Origin of the sequence: uncultured Thiodictyon sp. (assembly GCF_903828115.1) — a bacterium.
Taxonomy (GTDB): Bacteria; Pseudomonadota; Gammaproteobacteria; order Chromatiales; family Chromatiaceae; genus Thiodictyon.
On sequence record NZ_CAIKKU010000333.1, the window covers coordinates 12,319 to 32,341 of the forward strand.

The window sequence follows — 20,023 nt, forward strand, 5'->3', positions numbered from 1 at the left end:
ACCATGGCCAAGGCCCGTCTGACTGATACCCGCATCGCCGCGTTCAACCCGACCAGCGAGGGCTGGTTGCGTGACACCGAGACCCACCTGAGCGTGCGCGCCCGTCCGTCCGGCGCCAAGACCTACTTTTTCAGGTCTACCCTGGCCTATCGGGACATCAAGATGACCATCGGCGAAGTCGGCGCCGTGGCCCTGCCGGATGCGCGGACCAAGGCGCAGTTGTGGCAAGGCATGATCGAGGACGGCCGCGACCCGCGGGAGGTCCTGAAGGAACAGGAACAGGAGCACGCCGCCGCGACGGCCGCCAAGCTGGCCGCCGCGCAAGCCGCCGACCGGGAAACCAGCCGCCGGGAAGCCCCTGCGCTGGACGCCTGGACCGCCTACGTGCAAGCCCGCCGGCCGAGGTGGGGCGAGCACATCCGGTTCGATCACGAACGGGTGAGTTGTGAAGGTGGCCAGCCGATCACCCGCGGGAAATGCTCTACGACAGACGGCACGACCCAGCCCGGCGCCCTGCGCCCCCTGCTGCTACTGCCGCTCGCCAAGATCGACAACGCGCGGGTGGCCGCTTGGCTCAAGACCGAGGTCGCCCGCCGCCCGGGGCACGCTGGGCTTGCCTTCCGACTGCTGCGCGCCTTCCTCAACTGGTGCGCGTCGCACCCTGACTATGCCGACCAGGTACGCGCCGACGCCTGTACCGCACGGTCAGTGCGCGACGAGGTTCCCGAAGTCCGGGCCAAGGACGACTGCCTGCAGCGCGAGCAACTTCGTGCGTGGTTCGAGAAGGTGCGTCAGATCCCCAACCCGGGCATTTCGGCCTATCTGCAAGCCCTGCTGCTGACCGGCGCCCGCCGGGAGGAACTGGCCGCGCTGCGCTGGGACGACGTGGGGTTTCAGTGGTCTACGCTGACCATCCACGACAAGGTGGAAGGCGAGCGGACCATCCCGTTGACCCCCTATGTCGGCGCCCTCATGGCCGCCCTGCCACGCCGCAACGAATGGGTGTTCAGTAGCCCAGCGTCGCAGTCCGGCCGACTGATCGAGCACGGCAAGCCGCACCGTCAAGCCTGCGCCGCCGCCGGGATCGAGGGGTTGACGCTCCACGGGTTGCGCCGCTCCTTTGGCACCCTCGCCGAGTGGGTCGAGGTCCCCGTGGGCATCGTCGCGCAGATCATGGGCCACAAGCCGAGCGCCACGGCCGAGAAGCATTACCGCCGCCGGCCGGTAGACCTCCTGCGCCTGTGGCACACCAAGATCGAGGGGTGGGTTCTGACCGAGGCCGGGATCGCGCAGCCCACCGCCGATCAGGCCCCCGGCCTGCGCGTGGTCGGCGCACGGTAACCCACAACCCAACCCCGGAGCGCCCCTATGACCACCTTCGTTCTTGACACCCTGGCCTATACCGACACCCTCAAGGCGGGCGGGTTCAGTCCCCAGCAAGCCGAAACGCAGTCGCGCGCACTGGCTGAAATCCTGGACCGGCAAATGGCGACCAAGGCCGAAATCGCCGACCACGAGAACAACCTGCGGCGCGACCTTCGCGAGGTCGAACTGCGGTTGGATGCGCGGATTCGCGAGACGGAACTGAAGCTGGACGCGCGGATTCGTGAGATTGAACTGAAGCTGGAAACCAAGCTGGCTGAGACCAAGGCCGACCTGACCCGTTGGGTCATTGGCGCGGGCTTCCTTCAGACCACCATCGTGGTGGGCGTTTTGCTGAAGGTCGCCAAGCTGATTTAGCACAGGAGCACACCACCATGACCGCAGACATTGAAAGCCTGGTACTCGAACACTTGCGCGCGATGCGAGGGGATATTGCAGACATCAAGCAACGCCTCGACCGGATGGACCTGCGGCTGTCTGTCATCGAACAGACGGTGGGCGGCCTGTATGCCCTGTCGGCCAGCGACCGGGAAACCCTGCAAACCGTTATTCACCGCGTTGAGCGCATCGAACGGCGGTTGGAGTTGACAGAGAACTGATCCAGTTACGGCCGCGCCTACCCCGACGGGGGGAATGCCGGGCACCTTCCCCGGCTGGCGCGGCCCCCTCTTGAAGGCTTGCGCGTGAAGGTGCGCGACCATGAATGTAGTCTTCAACATCGACGGACGGGAGGCAATCCCGGTGCGAGCGATTCCGTTCATTATGAGGTGGAAGCGATGGTCAGTAGGAGTAAGCATACTTGCCCAAAGCGCGAAAAATGGTAACCCAATTCCCGCCTATGAAATCGACAGTGGCGGTGAAGTAGAGGATTTTGATTCATTGCGCTGGGGCCGCTTGAACGCTTGGCCGAGCGGGGTGTTCTTTTATCGCAAGGACTTCGAGAAAGTCTTTGGTGAAATCCTTGACCGAATGCCCCCGCAAGGCGTGAAAATCGTTAACGGAAGATATGAATTCAATTACAACCCCGACCTCAACGACGAACAGCGCGCATACATCCTTGTAGGCTTCGAGCGGTTACTGTCAGGCCCCGAGGTATCCGCGGCCCCGCCTCGTCCCGACGAAGTGCCCGCGCCGAGCGATCAGGACCCGGACAATCCGCAAGCCTTGCTGCTGAGGATCGTTAAGGAACTGGAGCGGTACGCCGAGGAAACCCACCAGCCATTCAACCGCACCGCCATGCCCGGACTGCTGGGAGATAGCGCCGACACAGAGGGCTCTTTACATTGGTTGTGCGCCCAGCTTGACCCGCAGTTCAGGAAATCGCACAGGCAATTTGAACGGTACAGGGCCGGAGTGTGTGCCGTTGAGAAATTCGCTACGGCGAGCGATTTCTACCGCCAGGCGCTACCCCACATGGCGCCATTGTTCGCTTCTGTGGCTCCTGATCCGAAGCGCCGATAAACTAGGATAAACAATATATTGGGCCTTACCCCACATGGCGCCACATGGCGCCATTTTTCATTTTGGCGCCATGTGGCGGTATAGCGCGCCTTAACTCGCCTGCATACAGTGACCCCCATCAGACGGCACCCGCCGCCGAAACCAGGAGGTCACCGTATGCCATCCCCCGCTGCTGCCGCCCCGCCGCGCGGCTATACCACTGAACAGACCGCCGGCATCCTGCTAGCCAAGCCGAATACCTTGCGCGTCGCTTTATGCGAACGCGGTGAGTACCTTGGAATCCGCCCGGTCAAACTCGCCAACCGCCGCCTTCTCTGGCCGGCAGATCAGGTCGATGCCGTTGCCCGTGGCGAGTCGGCCCAGGCCGCCACCGTACCCGCCGCCCGCCGCCAGGCCAGCACCAGCCCACTGCCGGGCGGCCGGGCATGAGCGCGCCCAGTCTCGACATTGCAGCCGCCCATCGCGAGCGGATCGGATGCTCGCTGATCGCTCAGGCACTGGGGCTTAGCACCTGGGGGACTGCCTACCAGCTTTGGGAGCAATACACCGGCCGCGCCGAGTGGCCCGACATCGGCGACGAGCTGCGCGTTGCAATCGGTGAACCACTGGAGCCAGTCCTGCGCCCGTTCGTTGCTGCGCGCTTGGGGCGCGAACTGCGGCGGGATCGCCGCGAATACCTGCACCCCACCTTGCCATTGATTGGGCACGTCGATTATCGCGCCGAGCGGTTGGATGGAGAACCCAAGCGCCCAATCGTGGACATGAAAACATCCCTTGGGTTCGGCGCCCGACACCGCTTTGGGGCGGACGGCACCGACGAGGTTGACGACGGGGTACTCCTTCAGATGCAAGGCTATCTGATGCTGACGGGCGCCGAATCCGCTTTCGTCGCCGCCCTGGTGCCCGGTCCGGAATTGAAAATCTACCCGGTCAGGTCCGACTTGGAACTTCAAGAGATGATCGCCGCAGGCATCGCGGAGTTCTGGCGACACGTCCAGTCAGACACCCCGCCCGATCCGCACTCCGAGCTTGAGGCCCGCCAGCGCTGGGCGCGGCACCAGCCAGGAAAGACCGTTGAAGTCGATCCGGGCATCTACGCCGACGCACGCGAATTGCTGCGGATCAAGGCCGAACTCAAGGCGCTTGAGGACGCAGAGAAGTCGATCCGCGACCGACTCATCCCCGCCATCGGCGACGCGGATACGGTGACCTTCGATGGGCGCCAAGTCCTCACCTACCGTGCCAACAAGGACAGCCCTAAGACCGATTGGCGCGCCATCGCCGAAACCCTCAAAGCCCCGGCTGAACTGATCGAGGCCCACACCATCAACGCCCCCGGCGCCCGCGTGCTGCGCCTGGCGAAGGAGATGCCCGCGTGAATACGAACCTGCAAACCGAACTCGTCATCACGCAACCCAGCGTCACGACGCAAGGCTTGATCTTCGACCCTACGACGATCCGCACCATGCAATCAATGGCCGAGGCTATGGCGTCCGCTCGGATCGCCATCCCGAAGCACTTGGCCGGAAGCCCCGGGGATTGCCTGGCGATAGTCATGCAGGCTGCGCAGTGGCGGATGAACCCGTTCGCCGTGGCGCAGAAAACGCATGTCGTCAATGGCGTTCTCGGGTACGAGGCCCAGCTTGTAAATGCCGTTGTCAGTTCATCGGCGTTGCTGGCCACCCGCATCGGCTATGCCTGGGAAGGCGATTGGCGAGGGGTGAACGGCAAGACCGACAAATCCGACGAACGCGCCTGCACGGTATCGGCGACCCTCATAGGTGAGTCCACTCCGCGCCCGCTCCGGGTGTCCATGGCCCAGGTCGGGGACGTGCGCAACAGCCCGTTGTGGGTGAGCGACCCGCGGCAGCAACTGGCCTACCTCGCCACCAAACGTTGGGCGCGACTCCATGCGCCGGATGTCCTGCTGGGGGTCTACACGGTTGACGAACTGCACGAGCCGCCCGAGCGCGCCATGGGGCAGGCCCATGTGGTCGCGGATAGCCCGGCGGATAGCCGCACGGCCGACGTGAAGGCGCGGCTGCGCCAGCGCACCGCCGCCCCCATTGCGCCGCCCCAGGACCCAGGGCCTGACTTGGCCGAGGTCCTGCGCCGGATTGCGGAGGCCGAAAGTCCGCAGGGGCTTCAGTCGGTCGCCGAGTTGGCGGCGAAGTTGACCGATGAAGACGCAAAAGCCGAAGCGCGCACGGCGTTTGCCGCTCGCCGCGACGCTCTCATCACTCCCGATTCGCCGCTGGCTTGGCCGCAGTCTGACCCCGAGACCGGCGAACTGCGCGACATCCGCGGCTGCCCCTGGATCGAGGCCGCGCACAGCGCCAACAGGACCTGCAACGAGACCGGCGAGTGGCGGCGCAAGCGGGGTGTTGATCCGGAAGTGGCTGAGCGCCTGGAGCGAGACGCGACGGCGGACACTGCCGAGGACGCAACGGAGCCCCAGGACCACACGGAAAAGGCGCTGTAACGATGGACGGACCCGCCCCAGTCTTCGTAGACGCGCCGCTCTTTGAGTCCGCCGACTGGTCTGCGGTCTACCTGGATCAGAACCGAAAGCACTGGTGCAGGTTGACCGATGGCCAACTGCTGCCGGTGTCCAGGGACGCGGCCGGCAACTGGACGACCACCCGCGGTGAGGTTCTGATTTTCACACCAGAGGGGACCATCTTTAGGCCGGCGGATGATCCGATCATCCTCCCGGACCTGGATATCGAGCGCGAGGTTCTGGTCATCGCTGCCGCTCGACTCCGAGATGGGCGCCCGCTCGGGATCGAGGACGATGCGCGCGTGGGGCTTGCTCGCCGACGGGTGGAGTTATGGCGCCAACTGGAGGATGCCGCATGACGCCGACACCCGAGCAACTTCGCCAGGCCGACGAATTGGACGCGCTGTGGAGGCCGTACGACGGTTTCGCCGCGGTACCGCTACACCGCCCTCCCCATGATCCTGCGGAGGCCGCCCCGGACCCCGCCCGCCCACCCGCGCCCGCGTCACTGATCGCCACCGAGATAGAGCTTGCCGCCGCGCGCCTGACGCCCCGCTGCATCGTGAAAGACCACACCTACGCCGACGTGGCCCAGGTTGTTGCCCCGGGCGGCACCGGCAAGACGACCGTCCTCATCCACGAGGCGGTCATGATCGCGCTTGGGCGGCCCGTCTGGGGCCTGCCGGTCGAGGCCCCAGGCTGGACCCTCCTGGTCACCGCGGAGGACCGGCGCGAGCAGATCATGGCCCGCCTGCGGGAAATCCTGGCCGCCCTGGACCTGACGCCCGCCGAACGCGCGACCGCGATCCGTGGCGTGCGCGTGTGGGACGTGACCGGCGAGCCGGTCAAGCTGGTGGCCGCCGCCGACGGTAACGTGGTCCTGACCTGGCTCGCTGACGCGATCGTGGAGGCCTACCTGCCCGACCCGCCCGCCGTGGTGACGTTCGATCCGCTGGTGTCGTTCGGCGCCAGTGAGGGCATGGTCAACGACAACGAGCAAGGCATCGTGACCGCCGCCAGACGCATCGTAAAGGGCCTGGATTGCTGCGTGCGCGTGGTCCACCACACTGGCAAGGGCAACGCTCGCGCGGGCACCCTGGACCAGTACAGCGGCCGTGGCGGCTCAGCACTGCCGGACGGCTCGCGGATGACCACGGTCTTGCAGGCTTGGGGCCCGGAAGACGGGAGCGGGCTGCATCCGCCCCAGGGGTGCCACCCAGGGCCAGACGCCAGCATCGCCGTCATGGTCCGGGCGAAGCTCAGCTACGCGCCCCCGAACCTCCCACGCATTTGGATCAGGCGCGCCGGGTTTGCCTTCGAGCACTTCACCGAGGCGCCCCGGCTGGCCCCGGATATCCAACGGGCGGTCCAGGCGGACCAAGTGGAGCGGTTCATCATCGCCGAGCTTGGGCAGGGTCGGCGCCACACGGGAAGCACCTTGGACGGCATGGCCGAAACCATGGGCATGACGCAGAAGAACATCCGCCGCGCCCTGGCGGAACTGCTGGTGTCCACCCGGATCGTTGACGCACCCCTACCGCGTGAACTCTGTTGGGGCCGCCGGAAAACCTACCTCTGCCCCCCCGGCCATTCTGTTGTTCAGCCTGACGGCATGACCCCCGAAACAGCCCCCACCGGGGAGGCCATGCCGTCACCCTCCTTTAATCCGTCGCCCTATAGGGACAGCACCCCCAACGGATTAAACCGTGGGGGGGTGCGGCCCCCCTTCCCTCAATCCGTCAACGATGGTCAACGGATTGCCACGGATATAACGGATTGGACCCAAGAGCACGCCGGCCCCGCCGTTCCCACCGACCCGTGCGACCCTGACGAAACCCCGCCGCCCACCGTGGCAGAGGTCCACCTGTGACCCCCGCCGCCCTGGTGTCTGCCGCCCGCGCCGACGGGCTGTCGCTGGCCGTGGAGGGCAGCGTTCTGAAGGTCCGTGGCCCCACCGCCGCCGTGGCGAAGTGGACGCCCGTGCTGCGCAGCAACAAGGCCGCCCTCCTGCGCCTCCTGACCCCGCCCGCCCTGGACCCGGCCGACCTGGAGGCCATCAGCGAGGCAGTTGAGAAGCGCGCCGCGATCCGCGAGTTCGACGGCGGCGAGCCGCGCCCGGTCGCCGAGGCCGCGGCCCGCTCCACCATGCGCTGCTACCGCATCCTGGTGGACATGGGCGCCCCGCTGGCGCCGCGCTGGGTGACACTGGTTGCTCCCGGGTGCAGCCTGGAGGACGCCCGCCAGGACGCAGAGGGGCGCTTCTGGGGCCGGGTCCTGGAGGTTCGTGAGCAGGTTGCCGGGGGTGTCCAGTGACCATCGACCTGCGCACCTATCAGCACAGTGCGATCAACCAGGTTCGCGCCGCCTACCAGGCCCGCCGCCGCGCGGTCTTATTGGTCGCTCCCACCGGGTCCGGCAAGACCGTGATGTTCAGCTACATCGCATCCAGCGCCGTGGACCGTGGCGGCCGGGTCCTGATCCTCGCGCACCGGCAAGAACTGATCCGCCAGACCAGCCGTACGCTGGCCGCCTTCGACGTGGCCCATGGGCTGATCCTCCCAGGGCATCCGGCAACCGAGGACGCGGTACAAGTCGCCAGCGTGCAGACCGTCGTGCGCCGCCTGGAACGCCTGGACTGGCAACCGACGCTGATCGTGGTGGACGAGGCGCACCACGCGACCCGCACCACTGGGCACGGGCGGGTGTTGGCGCACTTCGACACCGCGCGCGTGCTGGGTGTCACAGCGACGCCGCAACGGCTGGACGGTCAGGGACTCGGTACCGTGGCCGGCGGGTTCTTCGAGTCGCTGGTGTCGGGCCCCACCGTGCAGGAGTTGGTGACCGCGGGGTACCTGTCGCGCCCCGTGGTCTACGCCCCTCCCGGCGCCCCGGACCTGTCAGGGGTGCGCCGCATCGGGGGGGACTTCGCCGCGGGCGAGTTGGCCGCCGTCGTGGACCGGCCGACGATCACCGGCAATGCGGTGACGCACTACGCCCGGTATTGCCCGGGGCAGCCGGCCATCGTGTTCTGTGCCAGCGTCGCCCACGCCGAGCACGTTGCCGCCGCCTTCAGTCTGGCCGGGTACCAGGCCGCGAGCATCGACGGGACCATGGACGACACCACGCGGGCCGGGCGGATCGCCGACCTTGGCACCGGCGCGCTTCAGGTCCTCACCTCCTGCGAGATCATCAGCGAGGGCACCGACATTCCCGTGGTGGGCGCCGCCGTGCTGCTGCGCCCGACACAATCGCTCGGGCTCTACCTGCAACAGGTCGGCCGCGCCTTGCGTCCGTTCCCGGGCAAGACCCATGCAACCATCCTGGATCATGTGGGGAACTGCCACCGCCACGGCCTGCCGGACGATGACCGCGTGTGGACCTTGGAGGGCAGGAAGCGCCGCAAGGCCGACCCGGCGCCCGACCTGGCGGTCAAGCAGTGCCCCGCTTGCTACACGGTCCACCGGCCGAGGCCCGCTTGCCCCTCCTGCGGGTTCGTCTACCCGGCATCGGTGCGCGTGGTCCGCGAGGTTGACGGGGAGCTTGCAGAGATCCAACGCAGCGCCGCCCGCGATGCCGCGAAGCGGGAACAGAAGGACGCCAAGACCCTGGAGGACCTGCGCCGCATCGGCGCCGCCCGTGGCTACCATCCAGGCTGGGCCGAGCGGGTGCACGCCGCCCGTCAAGGCCGCCAGCCAATGAGCCGGGCCAGTCAATGACCAACGAAGGACGCATCCAGCGAGACATCATGCTCGCCGCCAGTGCGGCCGGGTGGACGACCTGGAGGAACAACACCGGGCAGGCATGGACGGGGGATGTCTCCCGGCTCGCTGACGGTTCAATCCTGATCCGCAATCCCAGGCCGCTCCACGCGGGACTGTGCACGGGCTCTGCTGACCTGATCGGTCTCCGGCCGGTCGTGGTCACTGCGCCGATGGTCGGCGCCACGCTGGCGCAGTTCATCGCCTTGGAGGTCAAGGGACCACGGGGCCGGGTGACTGCGGAGCAAGAGCGGTTCCTGGCGTTCGTCCGCTCCAAGGGCGGACTGGCGATCCTGGCCCGGTCCGCTGATGACCTGACCACCAACACCTCGATTCCGGCCGACTGGCCGTGCAGGACACCCACATGAACGACCTGATCCCGCTCGCCGACCCGAACCCGGCGGCACTGTTCGCCCCGCTCGGGCTGACCGAGGTCCCGGAGCGCATCGCCAGCGATGCCCGCGCCATCGTGCCCGACCTGCGCACCAAGAAGGGCCGCGACGCCATCGCCAGCACCGCCGCCCGAGTCGCCAGGGCCAAGACCTACCTGGATGGCATCGGCAAGGACTATGTGGCACAGCTCAAGCTGCTACCGGCCCAGGTGGACGCCGAGCGCAAGCGCGCCCGGGATTACCTGGACGCGCTCAAGGAGGAGGTCCGGCGGCCCTTGAGCGAGTTCGAGGAGGCCGAGCGCGCCCGCGTGGCGGCCCTGGAGGCGCGCCTGGCCAGCCTCAACGCGGCGGCCGACCTGGCGCCCGGCGCCGACTCCGCGTTGCTCGCCGCCCGGCTCGCCGAGGTCGAAGCGGTGACGCTCGGGGAGGACTGGGGCGCGTTCGCCCTGACCGCCGCTCGCTCCAAGGATGCGGCTCTTGCCGCCTTGCGCGGGGCCTACACCGCCGCCCTGGAGGCTGAGCGCCGCGCGGCCGAGCGGGTGCGGATGGAGCGGGAACACGAGGCCCAGGAACAAGCCGAGCGAGAGGCGCGGATCGCCCAGGAGGCCGCCCGCCAGGCCACCGAGGAAGCCGAGGCCCGTGGCCGTGCCCAACAGGAGGCCGCCGAACAGCGTGCGCGCGAGGTCGAGCAGCAACGCCAGGATGCCGAGCGCCGCGCCCTGGAGGCCGAGGCCCGCCGGCTGCAACAGGAACAGGACGCCTTGCAGGAGACCGCCCGCGCCCTGCAACGCGAGCGTGAGCGTGAGCGCATCGAGGCGGATCGACTGGCCCGTGAGCAGGAGGCCCTGCGCCGCGCCCGGGATCGCGAGCACGCCGCCCAGGTCCACAACGCCGTGGCGGCCGACCTGTGCGCTCTGGGGCTGTCGTTGGACGAGGCGCGGACCGTGGTGCGCGGGATCGCGACCGGACGGGTTGGGCGGGTGGCGATCACATACTGAGCGGCGGCGGCAGGGGTACACTGTTATCTGTGTAAAACAACAGCAAAATCTGCTTGATGCAAGGGGGTAGCAAGTGACTTTTGCCAAGGGGCAATCAGGGAACCCGGCCGGCAGGAAGCCCGGCACGCTGACCAAGCAGGGCAAGATGCGGGCGCAGATCGCCGAGGCGGTACCGGGCATCCTGAAGGCCATGCAGGAGAAGGCTGCGGCCGGGGATGTCATGGCCGCCCGCCTGCTGCTGGACCGCGTGTTGCCGTCCCTCAAGAGCGTGGACACGCCAACACCGCTCGCCCTTGGCAACGCCCCTGCCGACTTGGGGGGCGCCGCTACGGCCGTCTTGGTGGCCCTGGCAGGGGGTGGACTCTCGCCCGAACAGGCCGGGTCTGTGGCTGGGGTCCTGGCGGCCCTGGCCCGGGTGAAGGAAACCGCGGAACTGATCGAGCGCATTGAGCGCCTGGAGCGCGGTACCGCGGGCGGGAGCACCACGCCATGAACGCCGCCCGGCGCAGCCCGCACGGCCGCAGGGTGAAATTTCCCCCGGGGATTTTTCGCCGGACGGCCCGCCGGGAGAAATTTCCCCCGGGGATTTTCCCCCGGCCTGACAAAGCCGCGGATCCATGAGCGCCACGCTACGCCGCCGGCTGCACCTCCTGGAGGTCGCGCACGAGCAGCGCGAACTGGCGCAGTCCACCCGCAACCCGGCCCGACGCTGGGCGTTGCTGAATCTGGTGGTCAGGACGGCGGCCGGGGAGGACCCCGCACCCTGGCGTGCAGCCATGGAAGCCCTGCCGACGGTGCCTGCCACGGATCGGCGAGAACTGACCAGCACCGAACGCACCATGCGCGTGCTGGCCCTCCTGTGCCGGGAGGCCCGCGCATCGGCGCCGTACCGGGACCTGCTGGCGGTTGCCGTGGGGGCCGGGCTTGCCGATCCGCGACAGGTCAGATGGATGCGCGAGGCGGGTTTACTGATCGGGCAGGAGACCACGACATGAACGCCACCCTCAAGCGCCGCCTGGAACACCTGGAGCGCGACCAGCAAGAACGCCAGGGCGGGACCCTGGTAGTCCTGCCGCAGCCAGGGGAGAGCAGCGAGGATGCCATCGAGCGCACCGCGGCCGGGTGGGGGCGGCCGGTCGAGGCGTTCAGTGTGGTCCTGGTTCTGGACTTCTGCGCGCCGGGCTGACCGCGGTTCGGCGTTTGGCGCAAAACGCCCGTGCTGACCTGGCCGCGGGTGGACGGCCGGGGCGACCTTCGTCACCCGCGCCCGCGCCCGCGCCAATCGTTCCACAGCGGAAGCTGCCAACGGACGCTAGGCTTAACGACTGACAACCACGGCAGCACCAAGTATCTACCCCCCGCAACAGAGGTACCCAGCCATGTCAACGGAAGCCTTCCAAGCACGAGCGCGCAAGCACTGGACCATATGGCTACCCCAGAGGGTGGCCGACCTGAAGGCGCGGGGGCTGTTCCAGGAGGCGCTCCGGGTGGCAGCCATCCAGGCGCAAGAGGAGAAGGCGCGACTGATGGCGAGCGGCTACCCGAGCCACGCGGCGGACGAGGTGGTACTGAAACAGTTCATCCTGCTGGACCCCGAACCGGACGCGGACGCGGACGAGGAACTGGACGCGGAGTTGGCGGAGAAGGAACGGGCGTACCAGGAAATGATGAGGGAACCGCCGGAGAACCCGCAGGACTGACGGCCAACGCCGAAACCTCCCCCCGTCGGCCCAGGTCCCGTCGCTCGCGAGGACCTGCGCGCCAGGGTGGACCTTCAGGGGGGGCTTACGGCTGCTGCCCTTGCGAGGTCGCGGATAGACGGCTGGCGACTCGACACGGCTTGCAGAAACACGAAACCCCGCCGATGAGCGGGGCTTGTCGAAGCGGGGCCGGGTGGCGTAGTGTGGGCGCCGTCGTGGTGTCCCCTGGCAGGGACACCGCGCAAAGCCCGACCGCGTGAACGGTTGAGCACCGGCAGTCAGATTGTACCCCCGCCGGGGGTGCGCCTGCCTGCCTCTGCCGCCCGCCGCGGTCAATCCCAACGACTGGAGATTGACCATGACTTCACCCACGACTGCCCCTATCGACGACCAGACCGCCGCGCTACTCCTGCGAGACGTGGCCAGTGAGACCGCCGCCCAACTGCGCGTCCTGGCCCACCTGCCCGCCGCCGACCTGACCGGGGAGACTGATTCGTTCGGCCTGTACTTGCTCTTGAGCCGCCTGGCAGACAACCTAACCGCCGCTGAAAGAGCCTATCGACCGGCAGAGGAAGCCGCCCACGATCCCGCCGAACCGCCCCAGGCCCACACCGCTCTTGACGCCGAGTCCGCTCTGGCACTGCTGCGTGGGATCTTCAGCAACCAGGGGGTGCCGTCATGAGTACGCCCAAGACTCCCGACCACATCCGCTTCTACCTTGAGCAGCATCGTCAATGCCTTGAGTACGGCCCGGCGTCTATCGTCCGCGTGTTGACCCTGGCCCATGAGTTGTTGCACGAGTGCAAATTGGCGACATCTGAGCCCTCACCACTCGCCACCCAAGCAAACATTGTCTCGCTGGTGGACTGCGCGAGGATGGCGACGGGCCTGCTGCAGCGTGAGCTTGATTCGGTCTTTGAGGCGCTGGACGCAGCCGGGGGTGCAGCGTGAGCCCCGCCCCGCTCGCCCTGGTCCGATCCGGCGCCGCCCTGCCCCTGAGCCTGGCCGACCTGGAGGCAGTTGGTCGGGCCGAGGTCCGGGCACACCTGGCGGCCGTCACCACCTCGACGGCGCATCGGCGGCCCGTGGTCGGGGTGTCGCTGACCCGGGCAACGGATGTCATCCTCGAGCCTATCGCGTGGTTGTGGGACGGCTGGCTGGCTCGGGGCAAGGTGCACCTGATCGCGGGCGCCCCCGGGACCGGCAAGACCACGCTGGGGCTGGCCTTCGCTGCCATCCTGACCCGTGGCGGACACTGGCCTGATGGCCCCGTGGCACCGCTGGGGGATGTGGCCTTGTGGTCGGGCGAGGACACCCCGGGCGATGTCCTGGTGCCCCGCCTGATCGCCGCCGGGGCTGATCCTGCCCGGGTGCACCTGGTGTCGGGGTTCACCACCGAGCGGGGCGCGCGGGCCTTCGATCCGGCAACGGACATCGGCGCCCTGTCGGCCCGGCTCGCGCGCATGGACCCGGCACCGCTGCTGCTGATCGTTGACCCGTTGGTGTCGGCGGTGACGGGTGACTCGCACAAGAACGCCGAGGTCCGATCGGCCCTGCAACCGCTGGTGGACCTGGCCGCCGAGCGCGGGATTGCGGTCTTGGGGGTGTCGCACTTCTCCAAGGGCACCCAGGGCCGGGACCCCACCGAGCGGGTTACCGGCTCGCTGGCGTTCGGCGCCCTGGCGCGCGTGGTTCTGGCAACGGCAAAGCTCGCGGACGAACAGGGGGGCGGCTGTATCCTGGTCCGGGCCAAGTCGAATCTGGGGCCGGACCACGGCGGGTTCGCGTACCACCTGGTTGTGGGTGAGTTGGCCGAGCATCCCGGGATCAGTGCCACGCGGGTTGTCTGGGGCGAGGTCCTGGAGGGGAACGCGCGGGACTTGCTGGGGCGGGCGGATGAGCGGAGGGGCCCGGACGCCACCAGTGAGGCGGCGGACCTGGAGTCGTTCATCCGCGGCTGTCTGGCCGCGGGGCCGGTGAGCGCCAAGCAGATGCAGGAGGACGCCAGCGGGGCCGGGTACTCTTGGGACCGGGTGAAGCGCGTGGCGCACCGGATCGGGATTGAGCGGAGAAAGGAGGGCTACCAGGGCAGTTGGTCCTGGTCGCTCCCGGCCGAGCGCGCCCCCGAAGATGCCAAAGGGAGCAAAGGGAGCACTCTCCGGAGAGTGCATTCTTTGCACCCTTTGGACGATTCGGCACCTTCGAGCGCCGCAGGACCGGACCCCCAGGCGGCCCCGCGGTTACCCCCTCGCAAGACCACGCTCGCCTTGAAGGCGGCCGAGGCCGCTATCGTGGAGGCGATCCAGACCTGACCGGCCCCGCTCCCTGACCACCACCGAGCCCGCCTTGTGCGGGCTTTTTGTTGCCCTGCAAGCGGCGCCGACTTGGGGTAGGTCGGCCGCTGCATCGCCCCATCGTGGACCTTGAAAACCATTGCGCCTTTCGCGTTGCAGGAACGATAATAATAGAACCGCAACCACCCATGGCCGATCCCTATGCGAGAACCTGCCGCCCCGCGATCCAAGCGCGGACGCCCACCCACCGGCAACGCCAGAACGGCCGCGCAGCGTATGGCGGACCTGCGCGCCAGAGCCCGAGCAACGCTTGATGCTCCCGCCGATCTTCTGTTCAGCGACTTGCCAGACACCGGGTTGCTGGAGCTGATCCGGGTCGCCAATCATCGCCGCTTGCCCCACGTGCTGATGGAGGCCGCCGCGGAGTTGGCGCAGCGCGGCGGCTGTCGTGTCGAACCTCTTGGGCCTACCCCCGACGACGCATTCACCCGCCGCCTGGTGGACTTGGAGGCCCGCCTGGTCAGGTTGGAGAAAGGCCAACCCTGATAGTTGCTTTATCCGTTCCAGTGACGATAATAAAGGGACACCAATCGTTACTGGAACGACAATGCAAGACACCCTTAGCACCCCACGCAAGCAGCGCGGACGGCCCGCCAGTGGCCGCGCCCGCACCGGAGCGCAGCGCAGTGCAGCACTACGAGAACGCGCCAAGACGCTGGTATTCGAGGGGCACGGCGCACTGGGTGACCAGCCCGCATCCGTCCTGCTGGAGGGGATCGGAGCCGCCTACCGGGCAAAGATGCCGTTCGATGTGGAGCGGATCGCAACCGAACTGCTGCGCCGCTTGGGCCATGGGATACCCGTTTCAGTAACGGAAGCGTCCGTTACTGGAGCGAAAACCGGCGGCACGACACCGGATCGCAGCAACCTGAATCGGACGCTCGGTCGAGGGGCCAAGGATGCCGACTGACGCCCGATCGGCCCCCGCGCGCACGGGATGACCTGGGCGAAGTCGGATTCGAGCGCCGGCTTAACGTCCGGCCCCCGCGGGGATGCAGCCCAGGGCCATGCAGGCACACGCCAGGGCGCCCGGGAGCAGGACCCGGTGCGGCATCGTCGGCGCCGTGGTGGAAGGGGAGCAGGACCCGGTGCGTCATCGTCGCAGGGGTCGGCCGGATTCCCGACCATCGTGAAGGGTGCCGTTTGAGAAGCGACCCTTTGAGCTTTGGGGGAAGCGGCGGCCCCGGGTCACTGCCCGGTCGGGTCCTGCCGGGCAGTTCAGGGCCTACCGTTGAGCATCCGACGAACGGTAAAATACGGCTGTATACGGATTGTTCCGTCCCTATTCCGTCCCTGAAGCCAGAGTTACACGTATCGCCTTCCACATACTGAACGCAAATACTTGAAATATATTGTATCTTTTCTAAGAAACCTCAAGAGCCCCTGGTATCACTGGTACCAGGGCCGCAGAGTCATCGCGCTGGCCGGCATGGGGCTGGGCCTGGCCGTCACCGGGCTCTTTGTCACGCTCACCGCCGGTTTCGGCCTCTTCCCTTTGGTGTTCGCACTGGCACTCGACCATATTCTGATCGTATTGATCATCCTGTATGTCCTGGTCCGGTTCTCGCTGCCCGGTTATCTGCCGGTCGCGTTCGTCGATTGGTTCATGGTCAAACAGGTCGTGTTGATCGCGCTCCCGGGGATACTGATTACCAGGGCCTGTACCCTCGCCGTTGCCACGCTGGCGGGGCGGGGGGCGCGCACGGGCGCAGGCAAAGCTCGAGCCGCGACAAGCCCCCAAGACCGGCCTCGGTTATCGTTTCGGTCACGCCGCACCTAGGGTAGACAAGCGTAGCGCGGTCCAACAGTGGCGGCGCGAGTTACCTGAGACAACCGGATCGGCATATCGCCAAAGTACGTTGCATGTAACGTCTACATTGACTATACTGTTGGGTGTGACGAGACATCAGGAGATTTGCGTTGGCAACCATTCCCGTGAACACCCGTGTTCAAAAGCATCGCGATGCCTTGCGTAGGGCAGGACTGCGCCCGGTGCAAATCTGGGTGCCTGATACGCGACAGCCAGACTTTGCGCAAGAATGCCGCCGCCAGTCTCTGCTTGCCGCTCAGGCGGATCTGGCCGACACGAAGATGCAGCAATTCATGGATGAAGCCGTGGCGGAGGTGGACGGCTGGACGTCATGATGCGAGGGGACTTTGTGACCATCGCCATGCCAGGCGATTTCGGCAAGCCAAGACCCGCGTTGGTGATCCAGGCCGATCAATTCGGCGAGCACGCCACCGTAACCGTACTGCCGTCAACAAGCACGCTGGTTGCCGCGCCGCTGTTTCGGATCACTGTTCAGCCGAACACCGGGAACGGCTTGCAGAAGCCGTCACAAGTGATGGTCGATAAGGCGATGACCGTGAAGCGCGACAAGGTCGGGCAAGCCTTCGGGCGCATTGATGGGGATACAATGGTAGAGATTGAGCGTTGTCTGGCCGTTTTCTTGGGCATTGCAAAGTGATGGACAACAAGCGCTGGTTCTTGTGCGGGATATCCAGAACATTGCAGAAGACACTGGTATCGATGATGCAGAAGGTCATGCACTGCTGGCCCGGTCCAATGAATGCAGCCAGCGCAGCGCCTGCGCCTTCTTTTCGTCCTCCGAGCGGCGGTCCTTAAGATAGCGGTCGAGGATGCCGCGGGTCATCAACTGTCCGAGCGGACCCTGCGCGACCAGTTCCGGATAGTCCCGCACGTCTTCGAGCCGAATGAGTCGGCTGTCTCCCTGCTCCGGGTCGCGATAGCAGCAGACCACATCCGGGATGGCCGCGATCGGCAGGGCGTCGAGCAGCGCGGGGTTATGCGTCGTAACCAATACCCGGACCTTACGGGACTGGGCCAGCTTCAGTATATTCTCCAAAAGCATTCCGGCGCGGCTCGGGTGAACCCCGTTGTCGATCTCCTCAATGATCACCAACGAGCCCTCCGGTGCGGATAGCAGCGCCGCGGCAATGGCCAGCACCCGCAGTGTGCCATCGGAGAGGATGCCGGCATCCCACTGACGATCGCCCCCGCCGAACGCTTCGGTCAGGGTGACGATGACCTCCTTGCGCGGACCCTCCAGGAAGCCGATATCGCGGATATCCTGCTCCGGTAGGGCACGAATGAAATCCAGCACGGCTGCTTTGCGGTCCGGCTCTCGGCACAGGTCGAATAGCACGCTCGACAGATTGGAACCGTCGCCCTTCAGCCGCTTCTCAATGATGAAGCTTGGATTGCGCATCCGGCCTGGGTTGGGGTCCAGAAACAGGATGCGGTCCAGGAAACCGCGCAGGCGATCAACTGCTTCCGGTATATGCCGCTGCGCCCATGGAGAAACGAAACGCGCGGGTGTCCCGAGTTGGCTGAAGATTGCCTGCTGATCGCTGCAAGCGATCTGCGGTCTTCTACCGGGCGCGAAACGGTCGTAGCCCACGGTCACCTCATGGCTGAATTCCTTTGCCGGTTCGACCACCTCGTAGAGCAGGGGCTTGCCTCGCCCGATATAACTTCCGCCTAAAGACTCGGCCGCCACCCGCATTCCGTCTGCGGTCACTTCAAGCCGGGTCTTGAACTGGGCGGAACTGCCGTCGAAATCCCGAAACAACCCAGGATTGCCACGGCAAGCGAAGCCGAAGATCGGACGATCCTGCTTGTCATCCGGCTTCCGGTAGACCAGATCGCCAACCGTTCCGCGCACCCTCTGATCTTCAGACTGCACCGCGCTGACCAGTTCGTCCAACCGCTGACCGCGGGCCAGCCAGGACAGAAACCGGATGCCCTCGATGGCGTTGCTCTTCCCCGACGCGTTGGCACCGATCAGCAGCGTCAGCGGGGCCAACCGCAAGGTCGCTTAGCGGTAGCTCTTGAAGTCGATCAGCGAGATGCTGTTGAACAACGGTTGCTCCGGATAATCGGTCGCAAGATACCGGATGGGGCATTCGCCCCGTCCGAAAGCGCATGTGGTCGCAACGATGATCAAGCGCCAGCCGTATTGGTCTCGACGAGGTCGATTTCTCCTTTCATCCAGTCCCGAACAAGCCGCTCCTCCTCCGGTGAAAAGCGGAAGAATTTCCAATCGACAGTGCCGGAATCCAGAGGCGCCTGAGGGGCCCGGCAACCCCAGATCGTGGCCAGCTTCTTCAGCGGCGCACTGGGAGGCAAATCCTCCCCCAACAATGTTTCTTCAATCCGATTTTCGGCTATCGAAACCGACCGGCCACGATCCGCATTAATGCATTCGATCGATATTGCACCGCATACGAACGCAAGAAATGGCAAATTGGCCCTTGGTTCGACCGCATTCTTAACGGCCGCCGCCGCTCCGAACCTCTTTCTCAACAATGCGTCAATATTAATCGCTTTGTAGTCGAGAATCCACGGTACAGGCATTGCCATGAGTTGTTCAGAAGCCCCAGACCAGTCGCCAGAATGCCGCGGATTGTCGCGCGCAAGCCAATAAAGAACCGATGGCAAAGCAGGCCCGAAGCCAACTGAAAAAATCGCGATGGATATTCCGACAGCGTGGCAAGCAACCCGTGATTCTTGATTACTTCAGACCATGACCAGCCTGGCAGTGCGCGCACCGAAAAAACGGCTATTCGCGGATCCTCGCGAGCCACGCGAAGCAGCACCTTGCGACGGCGCAAAATAAGAGAGGCCCAATCGATGCTCAGTGATGCATCGGAATCTGAAACGGCGCGGTCTCCTCCAATTAAGAGCATGCTTGAAAACAACGCCACCTCTGCAGCCGCCCCGCCCGTCTTGGCATCCGTGTGTGGACTCAACAGATCGGCGAGAGTATCCTCGATGGCAGACAGGACGGTTGGCCGGTTTTCTACTGGAGTTTCCTACTTTCAATAGCAGGCGTTATTCATCGTTTCGGTCATATCATTCATTGCGTTCATCCCTGGGAGCACGGACGGGACCCCGATGTTTCAGCGGGCGGGCCTCAGCGTTGATCACGGCTAGCTGCGCCAGTATATAAACATCCACTAATAGAGACCGCATATTAGTGCTTGCTTATATACCGATTTTAGCCCCTGCACAGGTCCCTCACAGCAGACTATTGCGGCGTGAATACAGCGGCTTAACGCTGAATGCGGACTCGGTTCGGAGTATAATCGAAGGTGACTAACCAATTGATTACAAAACTAAACGAGTCCGCATTCGGCTCTTCAGGACTTGATGTTACTAGCAATATACTTAAGAATCAGTCGTATGGAAGCGATTCTGCCCGTACACATGTACTCCAAAATAGCACTGAACGGAAAAGCATAACTATCTGAAAGTTATGGGGGCACTAGGCGAACATGGCATACCCGTGTAGATCAAGAGACACTCTTTGGAAAAGTCGGCGGTGGTTTGTGATGCCGTAGCATCGGCGTTTGAGCACCTTAATTTTATTGTTAAGTCCCTCCACGAACCCGCTAGTTTGTCGATCAATAAAATAGTTTGTGATTTCCTCCATATGACCTTCAAGTGTCTTCAG

General features: G+C 65.6%; 29 protein-coding genes. 25 read left to right on the plus strand and 4 right to left on the minus strand.

The features are described from left to right. Positions 1–3: 3 nt before the first annotated feature. The 25 genes from QZY48_RS12195 (at position 4) to QZY48_RS12315 (ending at position 17,014) form a co-directional block, all read left to right on the plus strand. Entirely contained in the window at positions 4–1,341 is a 1,338-nt protein-coding gene (locus QZY48_RS12195) for an integrase family protein (RefSeq protein WP_295431127.1), read from the plus strand. Positions 1,342–1,368: 27 nt separating this feature from the next. Next, on the plus strand, positions 1,369–1,740 hold the full coding sequence (locus QZY48_RS12200; RefSeq protein ID WP_295431128.1) for a hypothetical protein: 372 nt from the start codon (positions 1,369–1,371) through the stop codon (positions 1,738–1,740). Between the two features lie 17 nt (positions 1,741–1,757). Beyond that, positions 1,758–1,982 (plus strand): hypothetical protein, encoded by a 225-nt coding sequence (locus tag QZY48_RS12205; protein WP_295431129.1) that lies wholly within the window; start codon positions 1,758–1,760, stop codon positions 1,980–1,982. A 100-nt stretch (positions 1,983–2,082) separates the two neighbouring features. Beyond that, the gene (locus tag QZY48_RS12210; protein WP_295431130.1) at positions 2,083–2,844 is read left to right on the plus strand and encodes a hypothetical protein; all 762 of its coding nucleotides are present in this window, start codon (positions 2,083–2,085) and stop codon (positions 2,842–2,844) included. Between the two features lie 156 nt (positions 2,845–3,000). Continuing rightward, on the plus strand, positions 3,001–3,273 hold the full coding sequence (locus QZY48_RS12215; RefSeq protein WP_295431131.1) for a hypothetical protein: 273 nt from the start codon (positions 3,001–3,003) through the stop codon (positions 3,271–3,273). Then, positions 3,270–4,223, plus strand: coding sequence for a YqaJ viral recombinase family protein (locus QZY48_RS12220; RefSeq protein ID WP_295431132.1), 954 nt, complete (start codon positions 3,270–3,272; stop codon positions 4,221–4,223). Before QZY48_RS12215 ends, QZY48_RS12220 begins: the two co-directional genes overlap by 4 nt. Then, positions 4,220–5,326 carry a RecT family recombinase gene (locus QZY48_RS12225; RefSeq protein WP_295431133.1) on the plus strand — a complete coding sequence of 369 codons (1,107 nt, stop codon included), beginning with the start codon at positions 4,220–4,222 and terminating at the stop codon, positions 5,324–5,326. The genes QZY48_RS12220 and QZY48_RS12225 overlap by 4 nt, the downstream gene beginning before the upstream one ends. A 2-nt stretch (positions 5,327–5,328) precedes the next feature. Then, on the plus strand, positions 5,329–5,703 hold the full coding sequence (locus QZY48_RS12230) for a hypothetical protein (protein WP_295431134.1): 375 nt from the start codon (positions 5,329–5,331) through the stop codon (positions 5,701–5,703). Continuing rightward, positions 5,700–7,214 (plus strand): AAA family ATPase, encoded by a 1,515-nt coding sequence (locus QZY48_RS12235; protein WP_295431135.1) that lies wholly within the window; start codon positions 5,700–5,702, stop codon positions 7,212–7,214. The genes QZY48_RS12230 and QZY48_RS12235 overlap by 4 nt, the downstream gene beginning before the upstream one ends. Further along, positions 7,211–7,657: a hypothetical protein gene (locus QZY48_RS12240; RefSeq protein ID WP_295431136.1), complete on the plus strand. Its 447-nt coding sequence runs from the start codon at positions 7,211–7,213 to the stop codon at positions 7,655–7,657. Before QZY48_RS12235 ends, QZY48_RS12240 begins: the two co-directional genes overlap by 4 nt. Next, positions 7,654–9,060: a DEAD/DEAH box helicase family protein gene (locus tag QZY48_RS12245; protein ID WP_295431137.1), complete on the plus strand. Its 1,407-nt coding sequence runs from the start codon at positions 7,654–7,656 to the stop codon at positions 9,058–9,060. Before QZY48_RS12240 ends, QZY48_RS12245 begins: the two co-directional genes overlap by 4 nt. Continuing rightward, positions 9,057–9,470 carry a VRR-NUC domain-containing protein gene (locus tag QZY48_RS12250; protein WP_295431138.1) on the plus strand — a complete coding sequence of 138 codons (414 nt, stop codon included), beginning with the start codon at positions 9,057–9,059 and terminating at the stop codon, positions 9,468–9,470. The genes QZY48_RS12245 and QZY48_RS12250 overlap by 4 nt, the downstream gene beginning before the upstream one ends. Further along, on the plus strand, positions 9,467–10,492 hold the full coding sequence (locus QZY48_RS12255; protein WP_295431139.1) for a hypothetical protein: 1,026 nt from the start codon (positions 9,467–9,469) through the stop codon (positions 10,490–10,492). The genes QZY48_RS12250 and QZY48_RS12255 overlap by 4 nt, the downstream gene beginning before the upstream one ends. 73 nt (positions 10,493–10,565) lie before the next feature. Beyond that, on the plus strand, positions 10,566–10,985 hold the full coding sequence (locus QZY48_RS12260) for a DUF5681 domain-containing protein (protein WP_295431140.1): 420 nt from the start codon (positions 10,566–10,568) through the stop codon (positions 10,983–10,985). 124 nt (positions 10,986–11,109) lie between these two features. Then, complete coding sequence (locus tag QZY48_RS12265) at positions 11,110–11,487, plus strand: hypothetical protein (protein ID WP_295431141.1); 378 nt, start codon at positions 11,110–11,112, stop codon at positions 11,485–11,487. Next, positions 11,484–11,678 (plus strand): hypothetical protein, encoded by a 195-nt coding sequence (locus tag QZY48_RS12270; protein ID WP_295431142.1) that lies wholly within the window; start codon positions 11,484–11,486, stop codon positions 11,676–11,678. Before QZY48_RS12265 ends, QZY48_RS12270 begins: the two co-directional genes overlap by 4 nt. Positions 11,679–11,871: 193 nt before the next feature. Beyond that, on the plus strand, positions 11,872–12,192 hold the full coding sequence (locus QZY48_RS12275; RefSeq protein WP_295431143.1) for a hypothetical protein: 321 nt from the start codon (positions 11,872–11,874) through the stop codon (positions 12,190–12,192). A 358-nt stretch (positions 12,193–12,550) separates the two neighbouring features. Beyond that, the gene (locus QZY48_RS12280) at positions 12,551–12,874 is read left to right on the plus strand and encodes a hypothetical protein (protein WP_295431144.1); all 324 of its coding nucleotides are present in this window, start codon (positions 12,551–12,553) and stop codon (positions 12,872–12,874) included. Next, positions 12,871–13,143 (plus strand): hypothetical protein, encoded by a 273-nt coding sequence (locus QZY48_RS12285; RefSeq protein WP_295431145.1) that lies wholly within the window; start codon positions 12,871–12,873, stop codon positions 13,141–13,143. The genes QZY48_RS12280 and QZY48_RS12285 overlap by 4 nt, the downstream gene beginning before the upstream one ends. Next, complete coding sequence (locus tag QZY48_RS12290; protein ID WP_295431146.1) at positions 13,140–14,504, plus strand: AAA family ATPase; 1,365 nt, start codon at positions 13,140–13,142, stop codon at positions 14,502–14,504. Before QZY48_RS12285 ends, QZY48_RS12290 begins: the two co-directional genes overlap by 4 nt. Positions 14,505–14,828: 324 nt before the next feature. Further along, positions 14,829–15,032 carry a hypothetical protein gene (locus QZY48_RS12295; protein ID WP_295431147.1) on the plus strand — a complete coding sequence of 68 codons (204 nt, stop codon included), beginning with the start codon at positions 14,829–14,831 and terminating at the stop codon, positions 15,030–15,032. A 61-nt stretch (positions 15,033–15,093) separates the two neighbouring features. Beyond that, positions 15,094–15,456: a hypothetical protein gene (locus QZY48_RS12300; RefSeq protein WP_295431148.1), complete on the plus strand. Its 363-nt coding sequence runs from the start codon at positions 15,094–15,096 to the stop codon at positions 15,454–15,456. Positions 15,457–15,888: 432 nt separating this feature from the next. Further along, positions 15,889–16,326, plus strand: coding sequence for a hypothetical protein (locus QZY48_RS12305; RefSeq protein WP_295431149.1), 438 nt, complete (start codon positions 15,889–15,891; stop codon positions 16,324–16,326). A 140-nt stretch (positions 16,327–16,466) separates the two neighbouring features. Further along, positions 16,467–16,691, plus strand: coding sequence for an antitoxin MazE family protein (locus QZY48_RS12310; protein WP_295431150.1), 225 nt, complete (start codon positions 16,467–16,469; stop codon positions 16,689–16,691). Next, the gene (locus QZY48_RS12315) at positions 16,688–17,014 is read left to right on the plus strand and encodes a type II toxin-antitoxin system PemK/MazF family toxin (RefSeq protein ID WP_295431151.1); all 327 of its coding nucleotides are present in this window, start codon (positions 16,688–16,690) and stop codon (positions 17,012–17,014) included. The genes QZY48_RS12310 and QZY48_RS12315 overlap by 4 nt, the downstream gene beginning before the upstream one ends. Before the next feature lie 75 nt (positions 17,015–17,089). Here the strand turns inward: QZY48_RS12315 and QZY48_RS12320 are convergent, their stop codons facing one another. The 4 genes from QZY48_RS12320 to QZY48_RS12335 form a co-directional block, all read right to left on the minus strand. Further along, on the minus strand, positions 17,090–18,373 hold the full coding sequence (locus QZY48_RS12320) for an AAA family ATPase (RefSeq protein ID WP_295431152.1): 1,284 nt from the start codon (positions 18,371–18,373) through the stop codon (positions 17,090–17,092). Between the two features lie 137 nt (positions 18,374–18,510). Next, entirely contained in the window at positions 18,511–18,876 is a 366-nt protein-coding gene (locus QZY48_RS12325; protein WP_295431153.1) for a hypothetical protein, read from the minus strand. Beyond that, the gene (locus QZY48_RS12330) at positions 18,870–19,268 is read right to left on the minus strand and encodes a hypothetical protein (RefSeq protein WP_295431154.1); all 399 of its coding nucleotides are present in this window, start codon (positions 19,266–19,268) and stop codon (positions 18,870–18,872) included. Before QZY48_RS12330 ends, QZY48_RS12325 begins: the two co-directional genes overlap by 7 nt. Positions 19,269–19,834: 566 nt before the next feature. After that, on the minus strand, positions 19,835–20,023 hold a 189-nt coding region (locus QZY48_RS12335; RefSeq protein ID WP_295431155.1), incomplete at its 5' end, for a transposase.

Coding starts and splice junctions, on each gene's coding strand:
- QZY48_RS12195 (WP_295431127.1), top strand. CDS start 4: ATGGCCAAGGCCCGTCTGACTGATACCCGCATCGCCGCGTTCAACCCG.
- QZY48_RS12200 (WP_295431128.1), top strand. CDS start 1,369: ATGACCACCTTCGTTCTTGACACCCTGGCCTATACCGACACCCTCAAG.
- QZY48_RS12205 (WP_295431129.1), top strand. CDS start 1,758: ATGACCGCAGACATTGAAAGCCTGGTACTCGAACACTTGCGCGCGATG.
- QZY48_RS12210 (WP_295431130.1), top strand. CDS start 2,083: ATGAATGTAGTCTTCAACATCGACGGACGGGAGGCAATCCCGGTGCGA.
- QZY48_RS12215 (WP_295431131.1), top strand. CDS start 3,001: ATGCCATCCCCCGCTGCTGCCGCCCCGCCGCGCGGCTATACCACTGAA.
- QZY48_RS12220 (WP_295431132.1), top strand. CDS start 3,270: ATGAGCGCGCCCAGTCTCGACATTGCAGCCGCCCATCGCGAGCGGATC.
- QZY48_RS12230 (WP_295431134.1), top strand. CDS start 5,329: ATGGACGGACCCGCCCCAGTCTTCGTAGACGCGCCGCTCTTTGAGTCC.
- QZY48_RS12235 (WP_295431135.1), top strand. CDS start 5,700: ATGACGCCGACACCCGAGCAACTTCGCCAGGCCGACGAATTGGACGCG.
- QZY48_RS12250 (WP_295431138.1), top strand. CDS start 9,057: ATGACCAACGAAGGACGCATCCAGCGAGACATCATGCTCGCCGCCAGT.
- QZY48_RS12255 (WP_295431139.1), top strand. CDS start 9,467: ATGAACGACCTGATCCCGCTCGCCGACCCGAACCCGGCGGCACTGTTC.
- QZY48_RS12265 (WP_295431141.1), top strand. CDS start 11,110: ATGAGCGCCACGCTACGCCGCCGGCTGCACCTCCTGGAGGTCGCGCAC.
- QZY48_RS12270 (WP_295431142.1), top strand. CDS start 11,484: ATGAACGCCACCCTCAAGCGCCGCCTGGAACACCTGGAGCGCGACCAG.
- QZY48_RS12275 (WP_295431143.1), top strand. CDS start 11,872: ATGTCAACGGAAGCCTTCCAAGCACGAGCGCGCAAGCACTGGACCATA.
- QZY48_RS12280 (WP_295431144.1), top strand. CDS start 12,551: ATGACTTCACCCACGACTGCCCCTATCGACGACCAGACCGCCGCGCTA.
- QZY48_RS12285 (WP_295431145.1), top strand. CDS start 12,871: ATGAGTACGCCCAAGACTCCCGACCACATCCGCTTCTACCTTGAGCAG.
- QZY48_RS12300 (WP_295431148.1), top strand. CDS start 15,094: ATGCAAGACACCCTTAGCACCCCACGCAAGCAGCGCGGACGGCCCGCC.
- QZY48_RS12315 (WP_295431151.1), top strand. CDS start 16,688: ATGATGCGAGGGGACTTTGTGACCATCGCCATGCCAGGCGATTTCGGC.